Raw genomic sequence first — 24,228 nt, 5'->3', positions numbered from 1 at the left:
CGGTCGGGCCGTCCTCGGCAACGAGGTCAGGAGCCGTCCGGGTGTCGCCTCAGGTGGGCGACGGCGGCCGCGAGGCCGCCCCAGACCGTGGCCAGGGCCACGATCATCATGATCAGGGCATCGGTGTCCATCAGTCTCGGGCTCCCGTCCCGTGCTCGGATTTCTCTGGCTCGGTCTCTTCCTCGAGCGCCTCAGCGTGCAGGGCAGATGCGTCTCGCCAGGGCAGCGCGGTCATCACCACGGCGGCCACCGCCACGAAGGCGAGAGCTCCCCAGCCGAAGGTCATCACGACCCAGGTGTCGAACCCGCCGTAGCCATCAGTGACCTTCGCGCGGATGTCGATCACCAACAGCACCCCCAGGACGACCGGGATGACCACCCCGATCAGCGACTTCCAGATCCGTCCCAGCTGGATCGAACCGTAGGCGTTCATCCCGGCCGCGAGCACGTCGAGGCGCCGGAAGCCCCAGGTGACGGAGAGGACCGCGATGAACGCGGCGGCGACGATGCCGACATTGTTGGAGAACGCATCGATCACATCGAGCACCGTGAGCCCGGAGACCCCGCCGAGCAGGACCACGGAGATCAGTGCGCTGGACCCACCGACGACACCGACGGTGACCGGTCGGGACCATCCCGTCTTGTCCTTCACCGAGGAGATCGCCACCTCGAGCACCGAGATCTGCGAGGTGATGCCCGCCAGCGTCAGCGAGCCGAAGAAGAGCACGCCGAGCAGCGCGGAGGCCGGCGCCTCGCTGATGATGGTGGGGAAGGCCACGAAGGCCAGGCCGAGCCCTGAGGAGGCCACCTCGTCCACGGCGGTGTTCGCCGCGACGGCGATGAAGCCCAGCGCGGAGAACACGCCGATGGCGGCGAGAAGCTCGAAGGATGAGTTCGCGAACCCGACCACCAGCCCTGAGCCGGTGGCGTTGGACCTGCGCTTCAGATACGAGGCGTAGGTGACCATGATCCCGAAGCCCACCGAGAGGCTGAAGAAGATCTGCCCGTAGGCCTGGATCCAGACGCCTGCGTCGGTCAGGGCGTTCCAGTCGGGGGTGAACAGGGCGTTGAGCCCGGTCAGCGCTCCGTCGAGGCTGAGCGAGTAGCCCACCAGGATCAGGAACATCACGAACAGCACCGGGATCCCGTAGATCGAGACCCGCGCGATCCCCCGCCGGACGCCGAGTCCCAGAGCGAGGAGCAGCACCACCCAGACAGCGATCAGCGGCCATCCGACCTGCGCCACGAAGTCCATCGAGAGCCCCGCGCCCTCGGTGCCTGCCCCGTCGTACTGCAGATATTCGGTGAAGAAGAAGCTCTCGGCGTCCTCACCCCAGGCCTGGGTGAAGGAATACCAGGTGTACATCGCGGCCCAGGCGATGATGGCGGCGTAGTAGATGGAGATCAGGAAGCAGATTCCCACCTGGATCCAGCCGATCGGCTCGGCGTGCCGGTGCAGCCGTCTGAAGGCCAGGGGCGGGGACCCGCGGAACCGGTGCCCCAGGGCATAGTCGAAGAGCAGGATCGGCAGCCCGGCGGTGAGCAGCGCGATCAGATAGGGGATCAGGAACGCCCCGCCACCGTTCTCGTAGGTGACGTAGGGGAACCGCCAGATGTTCCCCAGGCCCACTGCGGACCCGACGGCCGCCAGGATGAACACGGTCCGGGAGTTGAAGCTCTCCCGGACCCGGGTCCGCACCGGCGGCCGCGAAGTCATCGACCGGTCTCGGCTCCGGTGAGCTCGGCGGTCAGCGCCGCCACGGCGGAGGGCCCGCCGTCGCGCAGCGCGGCGACCAGTGCGGTGCCCACGATGACGCCGTCGGCGTAGCGGCCGATCTCCTCCACATGGGCCCGGGTGGAGACCCCGAGTCCCACACAGACTCGTTCGGCGCCCGCGCTGCGGGCGGCGTTGACCACCCTTTCTGCGGCGTCGGAGACCTGGTCGCGGGCACCGGTCACGCCCATCACCGAGACGCCGTAGACGAAGCCGCGGGAGGCCGAGACGATCTGCGCCACCCGTTCCGGTGAGGAGGTCGGGGCGGTGAGGAACACCCGGTCCAGGCCGTGCTTCTCGGTGGCGGCGATCCATTCGCCGGCCTCATCGGGGATCAGGTCCGGGGTGATCGCGCCGGCCCCGCCGGCCTCGGCGAGACGCCGGGCGAACTCCTCGGCGCCCATACGGTCGATCAGGTTGTAATAGGTCATCACCAGCACCGCGGCGTCGGTGGCCTCGACCACGGCTGCCACGATCTCGAAGACCTCGGGGAGCCGGAACCCGCGGGCCAGCACCTCGGTGGTGGCCTGTTGGATGACCGGGCCGTCCATCACCGGATCGGAGTAGGGCACCCCGATCTCGATCACGTCGGCCCCGTTGCGTGCCAGCTCGATGGCGGCCGCGATGGAGGTCTCCTTGTCCGGGTAGCCGGCCGGGAGGTAGCCGATGAAGGCGGCGCGGCCCTGGGCGCGGGCGGCCTCGATGGCCTCGGCGGTCCTGGATGCGGTCTCCGGCGCCTGCGTGCTGGGCTCTGCCGGGGTGGCTTCGGTGCTCATGACTGGACTCCCGTCTCGGGTGCCGGGGACGGGCTCTCGTCCCCGGTCTTCTCGGCGGTCTCGGTCTCGGCCACCGGGTCGTTCTCCTGGCCCGGAAGCATCCGGAACCATTCTGCGGCGGTCTCCACGTCCTTGTCGCCGCGGCCCGAGAGGTTGATGATGATGATCTTGCCCTCGCCCTCGGCGCCCCACTTGCGGGAGAGCCGGGCGACGCCGGCCAGGGCGTGGGCCGATTCGATGGCGGGGATGATGCCCTCGGTGCGGCAGAGCATCTCGAAGGAGGCCATGCACTCGGCGTCGGTCACCGGTTCGTAGATGGCCCGTCCGGTCTCGGCGAGGTAGGCGTGCTCCGGGCCGACCGAGGGATAGTCCAGTCCGGCGGAGATCGAGTGGGAGTCCACGGTCTGGCCGTCCTCGTCCTGCATCAGGAAGGAGCGCGCGCCGTGCAGCACCCCGGAGCGGCCCAGCGTGATCGCCGAGGCGTGCCGGCCGGTCTCGACGCCGTCGCCACCTGCCTCGAAGCCGTAGAGCGCCACCTCGGGGTCATCCAGGAAGCCGTGGAAGAGGCCCATGGCGTTGGATCCCCCGCCCACGCATGCGGCCACGGCATCGGGCAGGCGTCCCTCCATGGTGAGGATCTGCTCGCGGGTTTCGTCGCCGATGACCTGGTGGAACCAGCGCACCATCTCCGGGAACGGGTGCGGTCCGGCCACGGTGCCCAGCAGGTAATGGGTGTGCTCCACCGAGGCCACCCAGTCGCGCAGCGCCTCGTTGATCGCGTCCTTCAGCGTCTTCGCGCCGTGGTCCACCGGGACCACCTCGGCCCCGAGCAGCCGCATCCGGGCGACGTTGAGCGCCTGCCGGCGGGTGTCCTCGGAGCCCATGTAGACCACGCAGTCCATGCCCATCAGGGCGGCGGCGGTGGCGGTGGCGACACCGTGCTGGCCGGCGCCGGTCTCGGCGATCAGTCGGGTCTTGCCCATGCGCTTGGCGAGCAGCGCCTGGCCGAGCACGTTGTTGATCTTGTGCGAGCCGGTGTGGTTGAGGTCCTCGCGCTTGAGGAAGATCCGGGCGGGCCCGGCCTCGGCGGCGAAACGCTTGACCTCGGTCAGCAGCGAGGGACGCCCGGTGTAGTCCCGGCCGAGACGGTAGACCTCGGCCAGGAACTCCGGGTCCTCCTTCGCCTCACGGAAGGTCTGCTCGACCTCATCGAGGGCGGCGACGAGCGATTCCGGCATCCAGCGTCCGCCGAAGCTCCCGAAATAGGGCCCTTCGTGGTCGCGGTACTTCTGTGTCTCCTCAGCAGGAGCGCTCATGATCTCTCCTCGATGTTCTGCGCCGCTCTGGTCATCCAGCGCGGCGCTTGTGGAATTCTGCGACGCCCGAGGTGGGCGAAGGCTTCGGTTCAACGACGCTCGGATCGCAGGACCGAGCTGCGACGGGCTCAGACCAGGCTGGCGGAGCGGAAGCTGCGCAGCGCGGTCTCCGGCTCTCCGTCCTTGACCAGCGCCTCTCCGACCAGCACGGCGTCGGCTCCCTGGGCGGCGTAGTCGGCGACCACCTGTGCTGAGGTGACGCCGGATTCCGCGATCCGCACCACATCGGCGGGCAGGTGCTGGGCCATCGTGGCATAGTGCGCGACGTCGACCTCCAGGGTCTTGAGGTTGCGCACGTTGACCCCGACGATCTTGGCGCCCAGTGCGACGGCGCGGGCGATCTCTTCCTCGGTGTGCGCCTCGACCAGGGCTTCCATGCCCAGTTCGTGGGTCAGGGCCAGGAAGTGGCGCAGCTTCTCGTCCTCGAGTGCCGCCACGATCAGCAGCACCAGGTCAGCGCCGTGGGCGCGGGCCTCGTAGAACTGGTACTCCTCGACCATGAAGTCCTTGCGCAGCACCGGGATCTCCACGGCGGCGCGCACCGCGTCGAGGTCGGCCAGGCTCCCGTTGAACCGGCGGCCCTCGGTGAGCACGCTGATCACCGCGGCTCCGCCGTCCTGGTAGGACCTCGCGAGTCTGGCCGGATCGGGGATCTCGGCCAGGGCACCCTTCGAGGGTGAGGAACGCTTGACCTCGGCGATGATCCGCACGCCGTGCGGATCCGCGCGCCCGGCCAGCAGCGCGGCGTGGGCGTCGAGCGCCGGGGCGGCAGCGGCCGCGGCGGCCACTATCTGCTCATGCGGGATCAGGGCCCGACGGGCCTGGAGGTCTTCGCGGACCCCGGTGATGATCGAGTCGAGGACGCTCACCATTCAGTGGGCGGCGGTCTTGGGCCGCCGCTTGTCCTTGCCGCTGCGGGAGTTGTCCGTGCTGGCCGGACCCTGGTGGTCGCGGGCGCTCTCACCGTTCTTGAGCACCGCGTTGGAGTCCATCTCCACACCGTAGCCCTTGGCCTTGAGCACCATGCCGAGGACGAGGGCCAGCGGGAGGAACAGGATCGAGATCCAGACCATCACCCAGACCTCGAGCACCATGCCGAGTCCGGCGATGATCGAGCCGAGGATGATCGTGAGGCTCAGCGCCCAGGCTGCCGGCGTGGAGCCGTGGCCGATGTGATCGTGATGGATGTACTCGTCATCGATCTTCTCGCCGGGGGCTGGCTCGGTGTCGCGCAGAGCAGTGGTGTTGGCCATTCTGGTCCTCTCTAGAACGTGCGGCAGTGCTCATTCGATTCTGCGCCCCATTCTGCCACGTATGGCTGCGCCGCGTCGTCGGTGACGTCGCCGCGCGAAACCTGCCCCGGCAGCACCGTCGCAGGTTTCAGCGCTGCGGGTCTGTGGGGTCCTGGCCCTCGGAGAGCCCGTCCCAGAGGTCGAACTCATCGGGACCGCTCTCTGGTCCGCTGGGCCGGTTCGCAGAACCAGGGCGGTTCCCCGCGCCGGGCTGGTTTCCTGCGCCGGTGCCGTGGGCACCGGGATTGCCCCCGGGCACCTGGGAGCCGTCTGCCGCGGCGTCCTCGGCGGAGGCGACCTGATATTTGCGCGACCTCCGGTCGGGCCAGCGGTGGGAGACCACCAGCAGCGCGATCGAGGCGATGAGCAGCAGCAGCGCCCCGGTAAAGCCGAGCCACACGGCCATGCTGAGCTCGTAGCGCTGGGCATCGGCGGTGGTGCCGGTGATCTCGCCCAGCGCGGCGGAGGCGGCGTTGGCCGGGTCCGCGAGCACCGAGCGGATGGCGAGCAGCGCGATGCCGGCCGCGCCGAAGAGCACCGCACCGATCACGATCCGGCCCAGCCGCTTCGCGATCGTGACCGCGATCCCGGCGGCGAGGCCGACCAGGCCCATGGCCGTGACGGTCTCGGCCAGGTCAGCGCCGGTGATGGCCACTTCCTGGACCGTGGAGGTCGAGCCCAGGCCGTAGGCCTGCACCCAGGTCATGGTGGAGGAGATCAGCAGCAGCGCGCCGCCCACCAGGGACATCAGCACCACCCCGCGGCGGGTCAGGATCCCGCGCAGACGCGAGGAGGCTGATCCGCGGCGCTGCTCGGGACCGGGGTTCTCCGGGGCCGGGGTGGTCTCGCTCATGTGTGCTCCAGACGGTCGGCTGCCAGGACCGCGCGCAGCGGGGCGGCGGCCTTGTTCACGGTTTCCTCACGTTCGGCGTCGTCGTCGGAGTCCGCCACGATGCCTCCGCCGGCCTGGACGTAGGCGCGGCCGTCCTTCAGCAGCGCGGAGCGGATCGCGATGGCGGCGTCCATGCGCCCGGAGAGGTCGAAGTAGCCGACCACTCCCCCATAGATCCCGCGCCGGGTGGGCTCCCAGGCGTCGAGCAGCTGCAGCGCACGCGGCTTCGGCGCCCCGGAGAGCGTGCCGGCGGGGAAGGTCGCCGAGAGCACGTCGTAGGCGCTGTGCTCCGGGGCCAGTTCACCCTGGACGTGGCTGGTCAAGTGCATCACATGGCTGAAGCGCTCCACCGCCATGAATCGGGTGACCTGGACCGAGCCGGGGACGCAGACCTTGGCCAGGTCGTTGCGCGCCAGATCCACCAGCATGATGTGTTCGGCGCGCTCCTTCTGATCCGCCAGCAGGTCCTCCGCGAGCTCCGCGTCCTGCTTCGGGGTCTCCCCGCGGGGCCGGGTGCCGGCGATCGGGTGGGTCACCACCGTGGTGTCCTCCACGGTGACCAGGGCCTCCGGGGAGGCTCCGACGAGCTGGTAGGGCTCTCCGGCGGGCGTCTCGAAGTGCATCAGGTACATATACGGGCTCGGGTTCAGCAGCCGAAGCATTCGGTAGACGGCGAGGGCATCGACCTCGGTCTCCACCTCGAACCGGCGGGAGACCACGATCTGGAAGACCTCGCCGTCGATGATGGCCTGCTTGGCCTTGCCCAGGGTGGCCAGGTACTCGTTCTGATCCCAGGCGTGGATCACCCGGTCGGTGAGGTCCTGCTTGACCGCGGCGCCCCAGTTCGGCTGGGCGGTGGAGATCACCGGCGCCACGGGCTCGGCGAGCTTGGCGCTCATCTGGTGCAGCCGGGCGACGGCGTCGGCGTAGGCGCGTTCGGCGCCGGTGTCCTGGCCGTCGAAGTTGATCGCGTTGGCCACCAGGGTGACGGTGCCGTCGCGGTTGTCGTGCACCGCCAGGTCCGAGACCAGGTTCATCGCCATCTCGGGGATGTGCAGATCGTCGGTCGGCGGGTGGGGCAGCTTCTCCCAGTGCCGGATGACGTCCCAGCCGGCGTAGCCGACCAGGCCAGAGGTCAGGTGCGGCAGCTCCTCGATGAAGGGCCGGCCCGGGACGCTGCGGTCCGGGCGCCCGGATGGTCCTGCGGCGTCTGCGTCGGCGGGGCTGGCGGCAGCGCCGCCGGCGGTGGCGGGGCTGGCCAGGAACTCCAGGGTGTCTCGCAGCACCGCGGCGGTGGTGCCCTCGCGCGGGGTCCCGACCGGCGGCTCGCCGATCCAGTGCGCGGCGCCGTCGCGTTCGCTGAGCGTGGCGGAGGTGCGCACGCCGATGAAGGAGTGTCGGGACCAGGCCGCGCCGGGGGCGGCGGACTCCATCAGGTAGGTGCCGGGGCGGGCGGCCCCTGCGGCGTCGGTGGCCAGCGCCCGGTAGATGCTCAGCGGGGTGTGGGAGTCGGCGAGCAGGGTCATGGTCACCGGGATCACCCGGTGGTCATGGGCCAGCTCGAGGAACTCCTCAGGTCCGGGAACCACGGTGCCGAGGTCATGCATCGGTGATCTCCCGTCCGGTGAAGCAGCTGGTGGTTCCGGTGTGGCAGGCGGGTCCGGACTGCTCCACGCGCATCAGCACGGTGTCGCCGTCGCAGTCCAGCGCCAGCGAGACCACCTGCTGCACGTTGCCGGAGGTGGCGCCCTTGCGCCAGAGCTCCTGGCGGGACCGGGAGAAGTACACCCCCTGGGCCGTGGCCAGGGTGATGCCCAGCGCCTCGGCGTTCATCCAGGCCAGCATCAGCACCTCGGAGGTCTCGGCGTCCTGGGTGATCACCGGCACCAGTCCATCGGCGTTGAAGCGCACGGCCTCGCGCACCGACTCTGGCAGGAGTGGCGTCTCGGTGTCTTCGCTGCTGCTCATGCGAACCTCATCTCACCGGGTGTCCGGCGGATCGTATGGCGTCTTTGACCTGGGCGATCATGTCATCGGGACCGAAGTGGAACATCGAGGCGGCCAGGACCGCGTCGGCGCCGGCGGCGATGGCGGGTGGGAAGTGAACCGGGACCCCGGCGCCGCCGGAGGCGATCAGCGGGACCCGGGTCACCGCGCGCACCGCGGCGATCATCTCGGTGTCGAACCCGTCCCGGGTGCCGTCGGCGTCGATGGAGTTCAGCAGGATCTCCCCCACTCCGCGTTCGGCGGCCTCGCGGCACCAGCTCAGCGCGTCGATCCCGGTGCCGGTGCGACCGCCGTGGGTGGTGACCTCGAAGCCGGAAGAGGTGGCGTCGCTGCGCCGAGCATCGAGGGAGAGCACCAGGACCTGGTTGCCGAAGCGGCCGACGATCTCGTTGATCACCTCGGGGCGGGAGACGGCGGCGGTGTTGATCGAGACCTTGTCGGCCCCGGTGCGCAGCAACCGGTCCACGTCCTGCGGCGAACGGATCCCGCCGCCCACGGTGAGCGGGATGAAGACCTCTTCAGCGGTGCGTGTGACCACGTCGTAGGTGGTCTCCCGGTCGGCTGAGGAGGCGGTGACGTCGAGGAAGGTCAGCTCGTCGGCGCCGGCCCGGTTGTAGCGGTGGGCCAGCTCCACCGGGTCTCCGGCATCGCGGAGGTTCTCGAAGTTGACCCCCTTGACCACGCGACCGGCGTCGACGTCGAGACAGGGGATGACTCGGACTGCAAGTGTCATCGGCGGCCCCGCGATCAGATCCGGCAGGCGTGGATGGAGGAGACCAGGATCGCGCGGGCGCCGATCTCGTAGAGCTCGTCCATCAGCTGGTTGGTCTTCTTGGCCGGCACCATCGAGCGCACCGCCACCCAGTTCTCATCCGCAAGCGGCGAGATGGTCGGTGATTCCAGCCCCGGGGTGATCGCGGAGGCCGCCGGGAGCAGGTCCCGGTGCACGTCGTAGTCCATCATCACGTACTGGGCCGCGACCAGGACGCCCTGCAGGCGCCGGATCAGCCGGTCCAGTCCCTCGGGGTGCTGCCCGCGCCCGGAGATCAGAATCGCCTCGGATTCCATGATCGGGTCCCCGAAGGTCTCCATCCCGGCGGCCTTAAGCGTGTTGCCGGTCTCGACCACATCGGCGATGGCGTCAGCCACGCCGAGCCGCACGGAGGTCTCCACCGCGCCGTCGAGGTGGACCACCTCGACATCGGGCACGCCCTGGTCCTGGAACCACTGGGCGAGCAGGCCGTCGTAGCTGGTGGCGACCCGGGTGCCGGCGAGGTCCGCAGCGCTGCTGAAGCGCCCGGCGGGCCCTGCCAGGCGGAAGGTGGACTTGCCGAATCCGAGGCCGAGCACCTCCTCGGCTCCGTGGTCGACGCGGGCGTCCTGGAAGAGGTCGCGTCCGGTGAGGCCGACGTCGAGCGTGCCGGCGCCGACGTAGACGGCGATGTCGCGGGGCCGCAGGTAGAAGAACTCCACCCCGTTCTCCTCATCGAGCATGACCAGTTCGCGCCGGTCGCGGCGCTGGACGTAGCCGGCCTCGGAGAGCATCTCCATGGCGGCCTCGGAGAGGGCGCCCTTGTTCGGAACAGCAATGCGCAGCATAGGGATCTCGTCTTTTCGTGTGCAGGTGATGGCGGTGTGGGTGAACTCGACCGGGAGGTTCTAGAGGTACTTGTAGACGTCCTCGGGGGCGATGCCCTTGGCGATCATCATGACCTGCAGATGGTAGAGCAGCTGGGAGATCTCCTCGGCGGTCTCCGCATCAGACTGGTACTCGGCGGCCATCCAGACCTCGGCGGCCTCTTCAACGATCTTCTTGCCGATCTGATGGACGCCTGCATCGAGTGCGGCGACGGTGCCGGAGCCCTGGGGACGGGTCTCGGCCTTCTGGGCAAGTTCGGCGTAGAGCTGGTCGAAGGTTTTCACCGTTTCAGGGTATCTCACCGGTTCAGCGCGGCGATCTCCACGGCGGCGGCCACGGCGGCATGGGCGGCCTCGAAGCCCTTGTCCTCCTTGGAGCCCTGAAGGCCGGCGCGATCCAGCGCCTGCGCCTCGTCGTCGCAGGTCAGCAGTCCGAAGCCGACCGGGGTGCCGGTGCTCAGCGCCACCTTGCCGAGTCCCTCGGTGGCGGCGGTGCAGACATAGTCGAAATGCGGGGTCCCGCCGCGGATCACCACGCCCAGGGCGACGACGACGTCGAAGTGCTTCGCGGCATGTGAAGCGATCACCGGCAGCTCGAAGGAGCCCGGCGCCCGGACCACGGTGAGGTCCTGGAGCCCGATCTCCGCGCAGAACCGGCGCGAGCCGGCGATCAGCCCGTCCATGACCACCTGGTGCCAGCGGGAGGCGACGACGGCGACGCTCAGGTTCTGCTCGGCCGCGGCGGCGCGCAGCGCCTCGAGCTCGGCGGCCTCGATCTTGGGTGTTCCGGTGCCGCTCATGCGGTCTCCTCTGCTGTGCTGGTGGGGGTGCCGGTGGGCGTTCTGGTCAGGGGGTCACTGTGGGGCAGATCTCACTGCTCGTGGAGCTGCAGGTGGTCCAGGGTGTGATTCATCCGGTCGCGCTTGGTCTGAAGGTACCGGCGGTTGGTCTCGTGGACCACTCCGGTGGAGGGCACGAGCTCGACGTCGAGCCCGGCGCTGCGCAGGCTCTGCACCTTCAGCGGGTTGTTCGTCATCAGGCTCAGCTGGCGGATCCCGGCGGCGTAGAGGATCGCTGCGGCGCCGGAGAAGTCGCGCAGCTCCGCTGCCAGGCCGAGCATCTCGTTGGCCTCCACCGTGTCTGCGCCCTGCTCCTGGAGCTTATAGGCGCGCATCTTGTTGGCCAGCCCGATGCCGCGGCCTTCGTGGCCGCGCAGGTACAGCAGGTGTCCGCCGTCGCGCTGGATGGACTCCAGAGCCGAGGCCAGCTGCGTGCCGCAGTCGCAGCGCCGTGAGCTCAGCACGTCTCCGGTGACACATTCTGAGTGCATCCGGATCAGCGGCCGTCCTGTGGAGATCTTGCCCTCACCGGGGGCCTCCGAGCGTGCGGAGATGAGCATGTGTTCGTGTCCGGTGCGGTGCTCGGTCCAGACCTGGGCGGCAAAGACGCCGTGATCGGTGGGCAGGGTGACCACCGGGCCCGGTGTCACCAGTTTGGACACCTCGTCCCCGGGGGCCTCCCAGCTGGCGGCGACCGAATCCATCGCGGTGCCCGGCTTCGGGGTCCCACCGCGGTAGACGATCAGATCGGCGATGGAGATCAGCGCGTACTGGTGCTCGTCGGCGAACTCGCGCAGCGCGGGCAGGCGCATCATCCGGCCGTCGTCGTGGGTCAGCTCGGCGATGACGCCGACCTCGGAGAGCCCGGCGAGCCGACACAAGTCCACCGCGGCCTCGGTGTGGCCGTCGCGCCCGAGGACGCCCTGCGGGTCGGCGACCAGCGGGAAGATGTGCCCGGGTCGGCTGAGGTCTGCCGCGGTGCTCGCCGAGTCCGCCAGGACCTTCGCGGTCAGCGCCCGGTCCGCGGCGCTGATTCCGGTGCTGACCCCGGTGGTCGCGTCACAGCTGATCGTGTAGGCGGTGCCCTTGGGGTCCTGGTTCTGCACCACCATCGGGGGCAGTCCCAGGTGCTCGGCGCGTTCGACTGTCATCGGGGTGCAGATCACCCCGGAGGTGTGGCGGATGGTCAGCGCCATCAGCTCGGGGGTGGCCATCGCCGCGGGGAAGATGATGTCACCCTCGTTCTCCCGATCGGCATCGTCGACGACGATCACCGGACGTCCTGCGGCGAGCTCGTTGAGCGCGACATCGATCCGGTCCAGCACCGGGGCCGGAGTCTCCGGCTGCGCGATGGCGGGCACCGACTCAGGCTGCTGCTCGGTCAAGGCCGGCTCGGCGGGAGGCTCGGCGGCGAGGTGCCGGTCGAACTGGAGCATCCGACGGGCGTATTTCGCCAGCACGTCGACTTCGATGTTGACCTGCGCCCCGATTCCGGTGCTGCCCAGGGTGGTCTCAGCCAGCGTGGTGGGGATCAGCCCGACCTCGAACCAAGGCTCGGCGAAGCCCGGGGCTGAGACTGCGGTGACGGTCAGCGAGACGCCGTTGATCGCGATCGAACCCTTCTCCGCGATGTAGGGCGCCAGCTCCGGGCTGATCAGGAAGCGGTGCCGACCGTCGGAGGGGTCAGCGTGGATCAGCTGCGCGAGCCCGTCGACGTGGCCCTGCACCACGTGCCCGTCCAACCGGGCCCCGGAGGGCAGGCAACGTTCAAGGTTCAGCGGATCCCCCAGCTTCAGCGCTCCCAGCGTGGTGCGCGAGAGGGTCTCCTGGATCAGCTCCACGCTGACCTGTTCACCTTCGATGGCGACGGCAGAGACACAGACCCCGTTGACCGCGATGGAGCCACCCAGAGCGAGCCCCTCGGTGTGTCCCGGCGCGGCGAAGCTCAGCCGCTCCACGCCCTTGGCCGGATCGAACCGTCGCTGCAGGACCTCTCCCAAACCCGTCACGATTCCGGTGAACATGTGTCTCCTTTCGGCTGCAGGTGCACACAGACATCGGAGTCCATGATCTGCACCGGCCCGCTCTCCGCGGGGTCAAGAGCGAAGCGGGGCGCCTCGCTCAGCGTTCTCACACCTATGTCACCGATGCTGTCGCGTCCCGTGCCCAGCAGCAGCGGCGCATGGTAGGCGAAGACCTCATCGACGAGGTCGGCGGCGAAGAAGGCCGAGAGCACGCTCTGGCCGCCCTCGACCAGGACATGCTTGATCGGATAGCCGCCGTGGGTGGTCTGGGCGAGCTCCTGCAGGGCCTCGAGCGGATCCCGGGTGGGCAGCTGGAGCCAGCCGTCGCCCTCGGGGCGGCCCTGGGTCAGCTTCGTGCCCGGGCGCACCGGAGTCATCCCCATCACCACACGCAGCGGCTGACGCAGGGTGAGCTCACCGGTGGGGGTGCGTGCGGTGAGCCGGGGATCATCGACCTCGACGGTGTTGGTGCCGACCAGGATCGCGTCGGCGCGGCTGCGCACCATATGGGTGTGGTCTCGTGCGGCCTTGGAGGTGATCCACTGGCTGGTGCCGTCTGCTGCGGCGATCCGGCCGTCCAGGCTCTGCGCGAGGTGTGCGGTGACGAAGGGCCGGGCCTGTCTGGCCGCCGCGACCCAGCGATGGTTCAGCGTCTCGCACTGCTGTGCCAGCACCCCTGAGACCACGTCGATGCCGGCACGGCGCATGATCTTTGCTCCCCCGCCGTTGCTCGAGGGGTCGGAGGCGCCATGGACCACACGGCCCACTCCGGCGTCGAGGATCAGCTGCGTGCAGGCGGGCTGGCGGCCCTGATGCCGGCAGGGTTCCAGTGTGGAGTACAGGGTGGCGCCGCTGAGGTCAGCCGCTGCGGGATGTCCCCGGGCGAAGGAGTCCAGGGCGTCGCGCTCGGCGTGGAAGGTGCCGGCGCCGCGGTGGTGGCCGGTGCTGAGCACCTCGCCCTCGGCGGAGACCAGAATGGCGCCGACCAGCGGGTTGGCTCCGCGAACGCCGAGCAGTGCGGCCCTGAGGGCCTGCTGCATCACAGCTTCGTCTGGCACCGCATCGTCCTTCCCAGCGTGTCGACGCACTCCGGGGAGGCCGACGCCGCGGTGGCGTCGGTCGAGAACGAATGGCAGGCTCGCGGGGTCGCGGGGACAGCCACACGGACTCTCGTGCTTCTCCCATCCAGACTGTGACTGTCGGTGCCGGAATTCCACCGGTTCAACCAAGTCATGCACAGCGGGCTGCGCATGATTCGGGTCGCGGACTATGACCGCCGGTTCGGACTTTCACCGATCCCGGAGCACGAAATGTGTAGCACTAAGTGTGCCACATGCGTGCTGCGCACGGGATGGATGCCGCTGAGGGTGAAATGTCGGTTCATCTGAGGCGCCACCGCAGACCGGGGCCCTCGGCGGTTTGAGGATCGCTGTTGGAAGATCGCGGCTGGGAGATCGCTGCGGCGGGTGCGGCGGGAAACGCCGCCGGTGCCGCGACATCTGCGGCCGGCCCGAGGACAACCTCAGCGGGCACAACGAGAAAGCGGGCCCGAGACCTGGTGGTCTCGAGCCCGCTTCATCTGCCGCCTGCCGGGCGACCGTTCTGAGCGGATGACGAGATTCGAACTCGCGACCCCCACCATGGCAAGGTGGTGCTCTAGCCAGCTGAGCTACATCCGCATGAGTCCAGAAGCCTTGGCCCTCCGGGAAGGACGACCGTTTCTGCTGGACTCAGTGCGCGATACTGGGATCGAACCAGTGACCTCTTCCGTGTCAGGGAAGCGCGCTACCGCTGCGCTAATCGCGCCGATGAGGTGGTGTCTCCACCACCGTGGCGTGTCGTGCTATTTGCTTGTTCTGCTGTACTCGTCGTTCTGCTGTCTCAGGGCCACTCTGTCACAGGTGACACTGAATCTCTGCTTCCGGCGAACCGGATGCACCTGCGAGGTGGGGACGGGAATCGAACCCGCGTTAACGGCTTTGCAGGCCGCTGCCTCGCCACTCGGCCACCCCACCGCAGTCGATCTCCGGCCTGTAATGACCTTCGCTCGACATTCAGTGGTAAGGCCTGATCAGGCCCTCACATCATGAGAGGAGTTCGTCATGAATCCTCTCATACACACGTACTTGGTCCTACGAGCGGATGACGAGATTCGAACTCGCGACCCTCACCATGGCAAGGTGATGCTCTAGCCAGCTGAGCTACATCCGCAGTGCCGTCCCGACCGCGGTTTTCTGCGGCGTTTCAACGACTTGAAACGATAGCGCAGGTCTCGCCCGCTCGTCCAATCGGGCTGTCGAACCCCGTCCTCAGCCACCCGGCCGGGCCCGTTCCCGGGGGTCCGCCGTCGGCCCACCAGCGGTCCGCCATCGCTCCGCCGCCGGGCCCCGCCTCGAGCCGTGTCCGTGCGCAGTGGCAGACTGGAGCCGATGACACAGCCCAGCCTCGCGCACGCCACAGATCATGGCCGCATGTATTCACGTTCCATCGGCGGCACCCCCGAGGTGCCCTCCATCACCACGGTGATCGGCCAGGAGCACAAGGACCTGACCGGCTGGGCCGGGCATATGGCCAGCGCGGAGCTCGCCGGGGACGCCCGGCTGGCCAGCGCCGTGGGCTCCCCCGCCGAGCTCTTGCGGCTGGCGCGGCAGGCCTCCTCGGCCGCCGAGCGCTTCCGGGATGCCGCTGCCGCCCGAGGGGATCGAGTCCACCACTACGCCGAGCAGGTCGCGCTGGAGTCCCTGGGGCTGCGCCACGGCGTCGGTGAGGCCCGCGCGGCGCTGGCCGAGCACCGTGAGTCCGGCTTCGCTGATCGCTTCGACGAATGGTGGCAGCTCTACGGCGTCACCCCGCTCGCGGCGGAGGTGACCGTCTGGAACCACACCCTGGGTTACGCCGGCACGCTGGATCTCGTCGCAGACATCGGCGGGCGCACCTGCATCATCGACTTCAAGACCAAGGGACTGACCCGTGACGGGCGGTCCAAGCCGCTGAGCGACTCGGTGGTGATGCAGCTGGTGGCCGGAATGCAGGCCGAGGAGATGCTCCTCGACGCCCGGTCCGGGGAGTGGAAGCCCTGGCCCTACGGCACCGACCCGGTCCTGCTGGCGGTGGCGGTCTCCGAGGCGGAGGTGGTGCCGAATCAGGCCAGTCCGGCGGTGTTGAAAGCTCACTGGCACAAGTTCTGGGCGCTGCGCCAGGTCTGGGAGCACAGCCGGGCCACCGAGTCCGCGGGGACCGCGCTGCGTCCGATCGCCCCGCCGCCGCTGCCCGCACCCGCCGGGGCGGACGCTGAACAATGACAGAATGTCTCCCATGACTGTCCTGAGCATCCGCATGATCGGCGATCCCGTGCTGCGCACCCCGGCGGCACCCGTGCCGGACCTGGACCGCCGCACCCAGGAGCTGATCGCCGACATGTTCGAGACCATGGACGCGGTCTCCGGCATCGGGCTGGCGGCTCCGCAGATCGGGGTGAGCCGCAGAATCTTCACCTTTGATGTGGCGGGAGATCGGGGTGCCGTGATCAACCCCGAGCTGACCCTGCGCGGCGAGCGCGCCCTCACCGCGCGCGAGCCTGAAAGCGGTGCGGCAGAGGGTGAGAACCTGCTCCGCGAGGGATGCCTCTCGGTGGCGGAGATCTACGCCCCGGTGCTGCGCTCCCAAGAGGTGCTGCTTACGGGCATCGGAGCCGATGGTGCGCCGCTCCAGCTTCAGGCCACCGGTCTGTTGGCGGCGTGCTTCCAGCATGAGGTGGACCATCTCGACGGCCGGCTCTTCGTGGACCGCCTCACCGGCGAGGACAAGGTCGCGGCGGCACGCGCGCTGCGCTCCCGAGACTACGGCCAGGCCATCGATCAGACCCTTGGCTCCCGCAAGACCAGCCACAGCAGCTTCTTCGCCTCCTGAAAGGCCGACCCAGACCATGCAGCAGTTCACCGAAGACACACTGGCCGCGGCGCGCGCCGAGACCCGCGGCACCAGTCCGGGCCCGGGACGGATCATCTTCGCCGGCACCCCGGAGATCGCCGCCACCGCACTGCGGACGCTGCTGCGCTCCGGAGCCGAAGTGGCCGCAGTGCTCACCCGGCCCGACGCACCGGTGGGACGACGGCGCAAGCTGACCCCCTCCCCGGTGGCGCAGGTCGCCGAGGAGGCCGGCATCCCGGTGATCAAGGCCGACCGGGTCGACGCCGAGGTCACCGCCGAGCTCACCGCTCTGGAAGCCACACTCGGCGTCGTCGTCGCCTACGGCGCACTTCTGCCGACGCCCGCACTTGAAGCCCCCGCCCGCGGCTGGGTGAACCTGCACTACTCGCGGCTGCCGCTGCACCGCGGCGCCGCACCGGTGCCGCACACGATGCTCGCCGGACAGACCGAGACCGCCGCCACGGTGTTCCAGCTCGAGCGCGGGATGGACACCGGACCGATCCACGGCACCTGCAGCCACCAGATCGCCGAGGCCAGCTCAGCCGGCACGGTCCTGGAGGAGCTCACAGCGCTGGGTGCATCCCTGCTCATGGTGCTGCTGCCGGACCTGCTCGCCGGTCGCTCCACCCCGCAGGAGCAGGTCGGGGACCCCAGCTACGCGCCCAAGCTCACCTCCGAGGACGCCTTCATCGATCCCCGCCGTCCGGCCGCGGAACTGGTCCACCGGATCAACGCGACCATCCCGGAGCCCGGCGCCTGGACGCTGAGCGGGGACCAGCGGATCAAGCTCGGCGTCGCGCGGCTCTACCGTCCCGAGCCGTCGGCCGGTGCGGCCCCGGACCAGCTTCAGGCCACCGATCCAGCCGTCCCCGAGACGCGCGTCGAGGTCGGGCAGGTGTGCCAGCTCGACCCCGAGCATCCCGGTGCCGGGACGCTGATCGGGTTCCGCGCCGGCGACGGTGCCGATGTGGTGCTCACCAGCGTGCAGCCGTCCGGCAAACAGATGCTCAACGCCGCCGACTGGTACCGCGGCCTGCAGGAGACGGTGCTCCTGGGCGGCCCGGAACAGGAACGACCTGAGCAGGTTCTTCCCGACGGGACCCATCCCGACGAGGCCCATCCCGAACCGACCGAGGCCACCGCGCCCGCCACCGCGCCCGCCACCGCGCCCGCCGCCGCGACCGGGCAGGCCCCCAGCACCCCGAGCACTCCCCCGACCCCCATGGAAGAGCGCACCCGATGAGCCCCAGCGCCCGAGACGCCAGCCAGCCGCCCAGTCGCCGCAACGAGAAGGGCCGGGAACGCAACCGGGGCGGAAAGGGCGCCGCGGGCCCGGGCCAGACGGGTCAGGGGAAGTCGGGCAGAACTGCGCCGACGCGCGGCTTCAGCGCCGCAGCTCCGGCGCAGCGCAAACGTCGCGCCGACCCGGCACGGCTCACCGCGTTCACCGTGCTGCGCGCAGTCAGCCGCGACGACGCCTACGCCAACCTGACCCTGCCTGCCGAGATCAGCCGGAAACGGCTGGACAAGCGCGACGCCGGCTTCGCCACCGAGCTCACATATGGCACCCTGCGCGGCACCGGCACCTATGACGCCATCCTCTCCGCCTGCGTGGACCGTCCGCTGAGCGAGCTCGACGCACCGGTCCTCGACGCGCTGCGCCTGGGAGCACACCAGCTGCTGAACATGCGGGTGGAGACCCACGCCGCGGTGGACGAGACCGTGGCCCTGGTGCGCGCCGAGATCGGGGCCGGGCCCAGCGGACTGGTCAATGCCGTGCTGCGCAAGGTCAGCGCCAAGACCCTGGCGGAGTGGACCGAGCAGCTCGCCCACGATCGGAAGCTCAGCGCGGACGACGCGCTCGCGCTGACCCATGCCCACCCGGCCTGGGTGGTGCGCGCGCTGCGCCAGTCGCTGCGCCTGCATGGCCGCGGCGACGAGCTGGAGGCGCTGCTGCGCGCCGACAATGCCGCCCCCGAGGTCCATCTGGTGGAGCTTCCCGGGACCAGCCCGGTCGAGGGTGCCCGACTGCGCAGCGCCCAGGAGGCCGGCGCCGTGGCCTCCAGCGCGCTGGCCGGGGCGGCGATCTTCCGCGGCGGCGACATCGCCCGACTGCCCGGCATCCGCGAGGGTCAGCTGCGGGTCCAGGACATCGGCTCCCAGTGGGTCACCCGGGCCCTGGCCGCCGCGGAGCTCCCCGATCAGGGTGAGGCCGCAGAGCGCTGGCTCGACCTGTGTGCGGGCCCGGGCGGCAAAGCCGCGCTGCTGGCCGCGCTGGCCGCCCAGCGCGGTGCCACGGTGCTCGCCAACGAGCCTGCCGCGCACCGTGCCAAGCTGGTGACCCAGGCGTTGGACGCGGTGGAGCACCAGGCCTGGACCGTGCGCACCGGCGATGGCCGCACCATCGCCGAGGAGCCGGCCGGCACCGGCTTCCAGCGGATCCTGGTCGACGCCCCATGCACCGGTCTCGGCGCGCTGCGGCGCCGGCCCGAGGCCCGTTGGCGGCGCACCCCCGGAGACCTCTCCGGTCTCACCGCACTCCAGCAGGAGCTTCTCGACGCCGCCGTCGGGGCGCTGGCCCCAGGAGGGCTGCTGGCCTATGTCACCTGCTCCCCACACATGGCCGAGACCGTGATCCAGGTCGATGACCTGCTGCGCCGCCACCCAGAGCTGGAACTGCGTGACGCCCACGAACCGATGCGCGCCGCCGCCCGGGACGCGGGCGTGGAGCTGCTGCGCGAGGCGTCGGGAAGTGCCGGCAGCGAGACCGCCGCGCGCTGCGTACAGCTCTGGCCGCATGTCCACGGCACCGATGCGATGTTCTTCGCCCTGCTCCAGCGCCCGGTGGGCGCGAAGCATGAGTCAGCCTCGGCCGAGTCCGACGCCGTCGCGGAACACCCCGCGGGTAGGATCGGCCTGTGATCAGCCCGCGCATCCACCCCAGCATCCTCAACGCCGACTTCGCGAACCTTGCCAGCGAACTGTCCCGGATCGACTCCGCCGATGCGGTCCACGTGGATGTCATGGACAACCATTTCGTGCCGAACCTGACCATCGGTCTGCCGGTGGTGAAATCGCTGCGCGCCGCTACCGGGCTGCCCATGGACATCCACCTGATGATCGAGGACCCCGACACCTGGGCGCCGCAGTACGCCGAGCTCGGCTGCGAGTCGGTGACCTTCCACGCCGAGGCGGCGCAGGCACCGATCCGGCTCGCTCGCGAGCTGCGCTCCCAAGGCACCCGTTCGGCGATGGCACTGAAGCCGGCCACCGGGATCGAACCGTATCTGGACATGCTCGGGGAGCTCGACATGCTGCTGCTGATGACTGTGGAGCCCGGTTTCGGCGGCCAGAGCTTCCTGGACCTGATCCTGCCGAAGATCCGGCGCGCCCGCCAGGCCGTGGATGACCTGGGTGGGACCGTGGCGCTGCAGGTCGACGGCGGCATCAGCACCGAGACGATCCAGCGGGCCGCGGAGGCGGGTGCGGACACCTTCGTCGCCGGTTCAGCGGTCTACTCCGCCGAGGATGCCGCCGCCGCGATCGCGCAGCTGCGCCGACTCGCCAGCTGACCCGGCCGGTCACGGCCCACGAGCTCAGCGGCCGATGATTCCTCGGAGATCGCGCCGTGAGTGGATCTCCAGCTTCGTCATCGCATTGGCGACGTGGTATTCGACCGTGCGCACCGAGAGCACCAGCTGCCCCGCGATCTCACGGTTCGTCATGCCTTCAGAGACCAACAGCGAGACCTGCCGCTCGCGTCGGGAGAGACCGCGCAGCGCCTGTTCGGCGCGCAGGCTCAGCGCCGGCTCCGAGGGCGCCACCGGATCTGTGGGGGCCCGGGCGACTCGCCGAGCCTCGGCGCGCCGTGGCCTGACCGGGGGTGTTGCGCCGGTCGCTCCCCCGCCCGAGGCGGCCGTGGCAGGCCACGTCGCGGGCGCCGCTGACCCTGCGATGTCGGACCTGGCGCCGGCAGGATCTTTCGCCGGTGGCTCCTCAGACCCGGCGGGCCCGAAGGCGACCGCGGCTGTTCCTGGGCCACCGGCTGCGGGAGCGCCGAAGCTGCGCGGCGGCTTGTCGAGGAGCCGCGGGCGCAGCGCCTCCATCAGCTGATTGACCCGTTCCAGCTGCGCGTCCGCGCCGCAGGACTGCAGCACCGAGGCCGCCCACACGGCCAGTTCAAGGGCCGTGGCCCGATGCCGGGTCAGCTCCTGCGGGTAGGCCGTGACCAGGGTCGCGATGTCGATGCTGAGCATGGCCCGGAAGATCCTGAAACCGCCGCCCTCCCCCGGAGGCTGCGTGGGTCGGATGGCCTCCGCAGCGTCATAGCCGCGCAGAACCTCCAAGAAGCTGTTCATCGCCTCCACCGGGGCGCCGGCGCCCCAGCGTACAAAGGCCCGCAGGAACGGGGTGGTCAGATGGTGCTGAAAGTCCGCGACGCCGGACTCACCCTCGGCGCTGCGCAGCAGGGCGGGCAGCATCGCGGACCACCCGCTCGCGTGCAGTGCCCGGGCGAGCATGCTCACCGCCTGGGGCTCCATCGCCCACCATGCGGTGCCGTCGTTGCGCATGCTCAACAGGTTCCGTGCCACTCCGCGGAAGTCGCCCTGCGAGGCCGCCAGGGAGGCCTCCACCCAGTCGATGGTGCCGGTGGCCAGCGGCCCCTTCGCGAAGTGGCTCTCGTGCAGCACGTTCAGCCGCTGACGGACCTTCTGAATCTCCCCGCGCGCGGCGGGGACCACGGCCGAGACGGCGCAGGCCACATGGGAGACGGCATTCTCGCCGCGCGCCAGGCCCTCCCCGGCGGCGCGGTCGGCCATCTGCTGCGCCTCCTCCCAGTACGCCGAGCTGAATAGCAGCAGCGCCAGCTGGGATCGGGCATACATCACGTAGCTGCTGGTGCCGTCCTGCGCGGCGGCGACGCTGAGGTCCCGATACGCGCGGTCCATCTGTCCGACCTGCCGGTGCAGACCGCCGCGCACCGCGTGCATCGCCCCTTCGAACCGCTCGACGCCGGCTCGGCCGCGCAGCTGCCCCAACGCCGCCGAGACGTGGTCGATCATGGCGACGGCATCTCCGGGGTCCTCCGCCGAGAGCTCCACCCAGAGCTGGTTCAGCGCCTCCAGGCCCTGCAGCTGACCGAGGTCCCAGACGTCCCCGACCAGTTCCAGGCCATCCGCTCGGCTCAGGATCTCGCCGAGCGTCGCGGAGACCCGTGTCGCCAGCGCAGCGACCCGGCGGCGGCGCGAGACCGCATAGAGCCGGGCATTGACCTCGATGACGGCCTCGGCGTAGACGGGCAGTCCCCGGTCCGGAGACGCGGTGACCGATTCCAGCTCCTGAAGCGCGGCGTCGACATCCGAATGTTCCAACATGATCAGCGCCAGGATCCCGGAGCGGCCGGTCGACTCGGGCATTGCGCGCATCGCGGGTTCCAGCGCCAGCAGGGCGGAGACCCGGTTGGTCCGCACGGCCAGTCCGGCGAGCAGGCCCAGAGACTCCACGTCCTCGAGGGCCATCGAGACGGCGGCCATGACGTGGTCGAAGGCCTCATGGAAGTCCTGACGCCTGGCGGCCTGACGTGCGTAGCCGTGCAGCGCCGCGATCACCTCCTCCCGGCCCCCCAGCGACGGGTCCCGTCGCAGAGCCTCGGCCAGATGGCGCACCGACTCCTCCCCCTCCAGCACTCCCGCCAGCGTCAGCAGCAGCTGGGCCTGCTCGACCTCCGTGGTGCCGCTGAGTACGGCTCGGCTCAGCGAACGGCGCGGCACCGCGTAGCGGCCCGTGAGCTCCTCCCAGCTGAGCAGCGCAGTGCCCAGCAGTGCGGCAGGGTCCACGGCGGCCCCAAGCGCTGATTCGAGCTGGGGACGGCTCAGCGCGGTATCGGCTGCGGCCAGCAGCGCGACGGCGCGGCGGTCGTGCTCGTTGAGCCCGCTCATCTGGGTCATCACGTCTCGGTGCATCCCGCTGTAGTCCGAGGACCGCACGGTGGCGGCCAGCGCCTGATCGATGCTGCGGGTGCCGGCGGGGACCCGCCGGAGCCAGCGCCCCACCTGTTCCACCAGGCCTGGGTAGCCGTCGGTCTCACGCAGCACCTGGGCCGCCACGGAGGTGGCGATCGGCAGCTCGGCGTAGGCCTCGAGCAGCTCACCGACCTCTCGCAGCGGCAGCGGCTGCAGGCCGATGTAGGTCCCGCGCGGGCTGGCCTGCGCGAGCCGGATCAGCCTCTGCACCTCGGGTCGCACCGAACCCTGGGTGCTCAGCACCACCAGCACCGGGCCGTTCTGTAAGATGCTCAGCCCGTGCCAGAGCGCCTCGGCGGAGACCTCGTCGACCAGGTGAAGATTCTTCACGCTCATCAGGTAGGGCCGCTGCAAGTTCTGCGCGGCGTCGAAGCCGCTGGACAGGAGGTCCTCCAGCTCGGTGGGCCCGGTGAACCCCGTGCCCAGGAGGTGCCGGATCCCGGACCTCGCGCGGCGGCTGAACGATTCATCCAACAGGATCGTGCGTTCGTTCCACTCCGAGTAGGGCTCCATCGCCTGGTGCACCAGGCGGGTCTTCCCGGAACCGGTGAAGCCCTCGATGACCACGAACTGCGCCTTGCCCATCTGCGCGCGATCAGCCGCCCGGCGGATCAGCTCGATCTCCTCGCGTCTTCCCACGAAAGGATCACTGGGGTGCACCGTGAGCTCCTTAGCTGATGGACCAGATTCTCGGAACTCTCCCGGCCCGTATGTTCTACTGGGTTTCTCAGGTCAGACTACGTGGTTTTGGGACATCTGCGCGGTGCGGTCTCGCAGGGAGCGTGTAATGGGAGTGCCTCCTCGGAGGCGCAGGTGGTCCGGAGAGAAAGTTCAGGGGGTTCTCTCCGGACCATCAGTGCGTCCGGGGGTCGTTGCCTGAGCTCCCCCCTGAGGGGAGCCCGTCCGTCTCGGCCGTGCGTCTTGCACCGCACGGCCGGGGCTGAGCCGACGCGGGCAGAACCAGCGCGGAACGGCCCCGGCACGACGCAGGACCGGCGCGGGCAGAACCAGCCCTACAGACGAAAAGACCGGTGGCGCTCTCAACCTTCCCCAGAAGAGAGCACCACCGGTACAGCCATGAGTCTAGCGGAATCCGAATCTGGGCTGCACCACGGTTGCACCTGAACTTGAAGGTCCGTGGAGCTCCTCCCGGCGCAGCTCCGCGATCGCGTTCTCGAAGTCCTGCAGCGAGTCGAACCCGCGATACACCGAGGCGAAGCGCATATAGGCGACCACATCCAGGCGACGCAGCGGCCCGAGGATGGCAAGCCCGACGTCGTTGGCGTCGACCTCGGCATTGCCGGCTGCGCGGATGTTCTCCTCCACCTCCTGGGCCAGAACGGCGAGGTCGTCGTTGGAGACCGGCCTTCCCTGACAGGCCTTGCGGACCCCGTTGATCACCTTGGACCGGTCGAAGGGCTCAGCGGCGCCGGAGCGTTTGATCACGTTCAGACTCGTGGTCTCCATCGTGGTGAACCGCTTGGAGCACTGTGGACACTGCCGACGTCGGCGAATCCCGGAGCCGTCGTCGAGCATGCGGGAGTCGACGACCCGCGAGGAGTCATGGCGGCAATAGGGGCAGTACATACTCCAAGTCTACCCACCACATATAGTGTGCTTCAAATCTCGAACCACAAGATGTTGTGACTCCCGGGCC

22 protein-coding genes, 4 tRNA genes and 1 riboswitch are annotated in these 24,228 nt (G+C 69.7%); of the genes, 5 read left to right on the top strand and 21 right to left on the bottom strand.

The genetic code is table 11. The annotated features are described in order from the left end of the window. Positions 1 to 26 precede the first annotated feature (26 nt). The 19 genes from EV640_RS07985 to EV640_RS07895 form a co-directional block, all read right to left on the bottom strand. On the bottom strand, positions 27 to 131 hold the full coding sequence (locus EV640_RS07985; protein ID WP_084479505.1) for a methionine/alanine import family NSS transporter small subunit: 105 nt from the start codon (positions 129 to 131) through the stop codon (positions 27 to 29). Next, positions 131 to 1,717, bottom strand: coding sequence for a sodium-dependent transporter (locus EV640_RS07980; protein ID WP_133726215.1), 1,587 nt, complete (start codon positions 1,715 to 1,717; stop codon positions 131 to 133). Before EV640_RS07980 ends, EV640_RS07985 begins: the two co-directional genes overlap by 1 nt. After that, the gene (gene trpA / locus EV640_RS07975) at positions 1,714 to 2,550 is read right to left on the bottom strand and encodes a tryptophan synthase subunit alpha (RefSeq protein ID WP_036474903.1); all 837 of its coding nucleotides are present in this window, start codon (positions 2,548 to 2,550) and stop codon (positions 1,714 to 1,716) included. The genes EV640_RS07980 and trpA overlap by 4 nt, the downstream gene beginning before the upstream one ends. Further along, on the bottom strand, positions 2,547 to 3,866 hold the full coding sequence (trpB, locus tag EV640_RS07970) for a tryptophan synthase subunit beta (protein WP_036474904.1): 1,320 nt from the start codon (positions 3,864 to 3,866) through the stop codon (positions 2,547 to 2,549). Before trpB ends, trpA begins: the two co-directional genes overlap by 4 nt. 128 nt (positions 3,867 to 3,994) lie before the next feature. Next, a complete protein-coding gene (trpC, locus tag EV640_RS07965; protein ID WP_133726214.1) occupies positions 3,995 to 4,798 on the bottom strand; it encodes an indole-3-glycerol phosphate synthase TrpC in 804 nt (267 codons plus the stop codon). Beyond that, positions 4,799 to 5,179 carry an HGxxPAAW family protein gene (locus tag EV640_RS07960; RefSeq protein ID WP_051501074.1) on the bottom strand — a complete coding sequence of 127 codons (381 nt, stop codon included), beginning with the start codon at positions 5,177 to 5,179 and terminating at the stop codon, positions 4,799 to 4,801. Between the two features lie 127 nt (positions 5,180 to 5,306). Beyond that, the gene (locus EV640_RS07955) at positions 5,307 to 6,071 is read right to left on the bottom strand and encodes a Trp biosynthesis-associated membrane protein (RefSeq protein ID WP_133726213.1); all 765 of its coding nucleotides are present in this window, start codon (positions 6,069 to 6,071) and stop codon (positions 5,307 to 5,309) included. Next, positions 6,068 to 7,717 carry a chorismate-binding protein gene (locus EV640_RS07950; protein ID WP_133726212.1) on the bottom strand — a complete coding sequence of 550 codons (1,650 nt, stop codon included), beginning with the start codon at positions 7,715 to 7,717 and terminating at the stop codon, positions 6,068 to 6,070. Before EV640_RS07950 ends, EV640_RS07955 begins: the two co-directional genes overlap by 4 nt. Beyond that, positions 7,710 to 8,078 carry a phosphoribosyl-AMP cyclohydrolase gene (gene hisI / locus EV640_RS07945; RefSeq protein WP_051501076.1) on the bottom strand — a complete coding sequence of 123 codons (369 nt, stop codon included), beginning with the start codon at positions 8,076 to 8,078 and terminating at the stop codon, positions 7,710 to 7,712. The genes EV640_RS07950 and hisI overlap by 8 nt, the downstream gene beginning before the upstream one ends. Positions 8,079 to 8,085: 7 nt before the next feature. Further along, complete coding sequence (gene hisF / locus EV640_RS07940; RefSeq protein WP_133726211.1) at positions 8,086 to 8,850, bottom strand: imidazole glycerol phosphate synthase subunit HisF; 765 nt, start codon at positions 8,848 to 8,850, stop codon at positions 8,086 to 8,088. A gap of 14 nt (positions 8,851 to 8,864) precedes the next feature. Beyond that, positions 8,865 to 9,716 carry an ATP phosphoribosyltransferase gene (gene hisG / locus EV640_RS07935; protein WP_036474911.1) on the bottom strand — a complete coding sequence of 284 codons (852 nt, stop codon included), beginning with the start codon at positions 9,714 to 9,716 and terminating at the stop codon, positions 8,865 to 8,867. Between the two features lie 60 nt (positions 9,717 to 9,776). Beyond that, positions 9,777 to 10,040 carry a phosphoribosyl-ATP diphosphatase gene (locus tag EV640_RS07930; protein WP_133726210.1) on the bottom strand — a complete coding sequence of 88 codons (264 nt, stop codon included), beginning with the start codon at positions 10,038 to 10,040 and terminating at the stop codon, positions 9,777 to 9,779. Between the two features lie 14 nt (positions 10,041 to 10,054). After that, on the bottom strand, positions 10,055 to 10,555 hold the full coding sequence (gene ribH, locus EV640_RS07925; protein WP_133726209.1) for a 6,7-dimethyl-8-ribityllumazine synthase: 501 nt from the start codon (positions 10,553 to 10,555) through the stop codon (positions 10,055 to 10,057). Between the two features lie 71 nt (positions 10,556 to 10,626). Further along, entirely contained in the window at positions 10,627 to 12,618 is a 1,992-nt protein-coding gene (gene ribB, locus EV640_RS14005; RefSeq protein WP_133726208.1) for a 3,4-dihydroxy-2-butanone-4-phosphate synthase, read from the bottom strand. Next, positions 12,600 to 13,676 (bottom strand): bifunctional diaminohydroxyphosphoribosylaminopyrimidine deaminase/5-amino-6-(5-phosphoribosylamino)uracil reductase RibD, encoded by a 1,077-nt coding sequence (gene ribD, locus EV640_RS07915; RefSeq protein ID WP_243832265.1) that lies wholly within the window; start codon positions 13,674 to 13,676, stop codon positions 12,600 to 12,602. The genes ribB and ribD overlap by 19 nt, the downstream gene beginning before the upstream one ends. Before the next feature lie 110 nt (positions 13,677 to 13,786). Further along, positions 13,787 to 13,929: riboswitch (FMN riboswitch) on the bottom strand. 294 nt (positions 13,930 to 14,223) lie between these two features. After that, a tRNA-Gly gene (locus tag EV640_RS07910) sits at positions 14,224 to 14,297 on the bottom strand. A gap of 55 nt (positions 14,298 to 14,352) precedes the next feature. After that, positions 14,353 to 14,424, bottom strand: a tRNA-Val gene (locus tag EV640_RS07905). Positions 14,425 to 14,562: 138 nt separating this feature from the next. After that, positions 14,563 to 14,633 (bottom strand) — tRNA-Cys (locus tag EV640_RS07900). Positions 14,634 to 14,755: 122 nt separating this feature from the next. Beyond that, positions 14,756 to 14,829: transfer RNA gene (locus EV640_RS07895), tRNA-Gly, on the bottom strand. Between the two features lie 218 nt (positions 14,830 to 15,047). On the opposite strand from EV640_RS07895, the gene EV640_RS07890 reads away from it, so the two are divergent. The 5 genes from EV640_RS07890 to rpe are packed head-to-tail and all read left to right on the top strand — an operon-like array spanning position 15,048 to position 20,120. Next, positions 15,048 to 15,920, top strand: a complete 873-nt coding sequence (locus EV640_RS07890; protein WP_133726207.1) for a PD-(D/E)XK nuclease family protein — start codon at positions 15,048 to 15,050, stop codon at positions 15,918 to 15,920. 13 nt (positions 15,921 to 15,933) lie between these two features. Further along, complete coding sequence (def, locus tag EV640_RS07885; protein ID WP_166645889.1) at positions 15,934 to 16,527, top strand: peptide deformylase; 594 nt, start codon at positions 15,934 to 15,936, stop codon at positions 16,525 to 16,527. A gap of 16 nt (positions 16,528 to 16,543) precedes the next feature. Then, the gene (locus tag EV640_RS07880) at positions 16,544 to 17,791 is read left to right on the top strand and encodes a methionyl-tRNA formyltransferase (protein ID WP_208292195.1); all 1,248 of its coding nucleotides are present in this window, start codon (positions 16,544 to 16,546) and stop codon (positions 17,789 to 17,791) included. Next, a complete protein-coding gene (locus EV640_RS07875) occupies positions 17,788 to 19,470 on the top strand; it encodes an RsmB/NOP family class I SAM-dependent RNA methyltransferase (RefSeq protein ID WP_133726205.1) in 1,683 nt (560 codons plus the stop codon). The genes EV640_RS07880 and EV640_RS07875 overlap by 4 nt, the downstream gene beginning before the upstream one ends. Further along, positions 19,467 to 20,120: a ribulose-phosphate 3-epimerase gene (gene rpe, locus EV640_RS07870; RefSeq protein ID WP_133726204.1), complete on the top strand. Its 654-nt coding sequence runs from the start codon at positions 19,467 to 19,469 to the stop codon at positions 20,118 to 20,120. The genes EV640_RS07875 and rpe overlap by 4 nt, the downstream gene beginning before the upstream one ends. Before the next feature lie 24 nt (positions 20,121 to 20,144). Here the strand turns inward: rpe and EV640_RS07865 are convergent, their stop codons facing one another. Both EV640_RS07865 and nrdR read right to left on the bottom strand, forming a co-directional pair. Continuing rightward, positions 20,145 to 23,231 (bottom strand): helix-turn-helix domain-containing protein, encoded by a 3,087-nt coding sequence (locus tag EV640_RS07865; RefSeq protein WP_133726203.1) that lies wholly within the window; start codon positions 23,229 to 23,231, stop codon positions 20,145 to 20,147. A 423-nt stretch (positions 23,232 to 23,654) separates the two neighbouring features. Beyond that, a complete protein-coding gene (gene nrdR / locus EV640_RS07860; protein WP_036474922.1) occupies positions 23,655 to 24,158 on the bottom strand; it encodes a transcriptional regulator NrdR in 504 nt (167 codons plus the stop codon). Positions 24,159 to 24,228: the final 70 nt, after the last annotated feature.

The organism is Nesterenkonia aurantiaca (assembly GCF_004364585.1).
Lineage (GTDB): Bacteria > Actinomycetota > Actinomycetes > Actinomycetales > Micrococcaceae > Nesterenkonia > Nesterenkonia aurantiaca.
The sequence above is the reverse complement of the archived record's forward strand: the minus strand, read 5'-3'. Positions and strand labels throughout refer to the sequence as shown.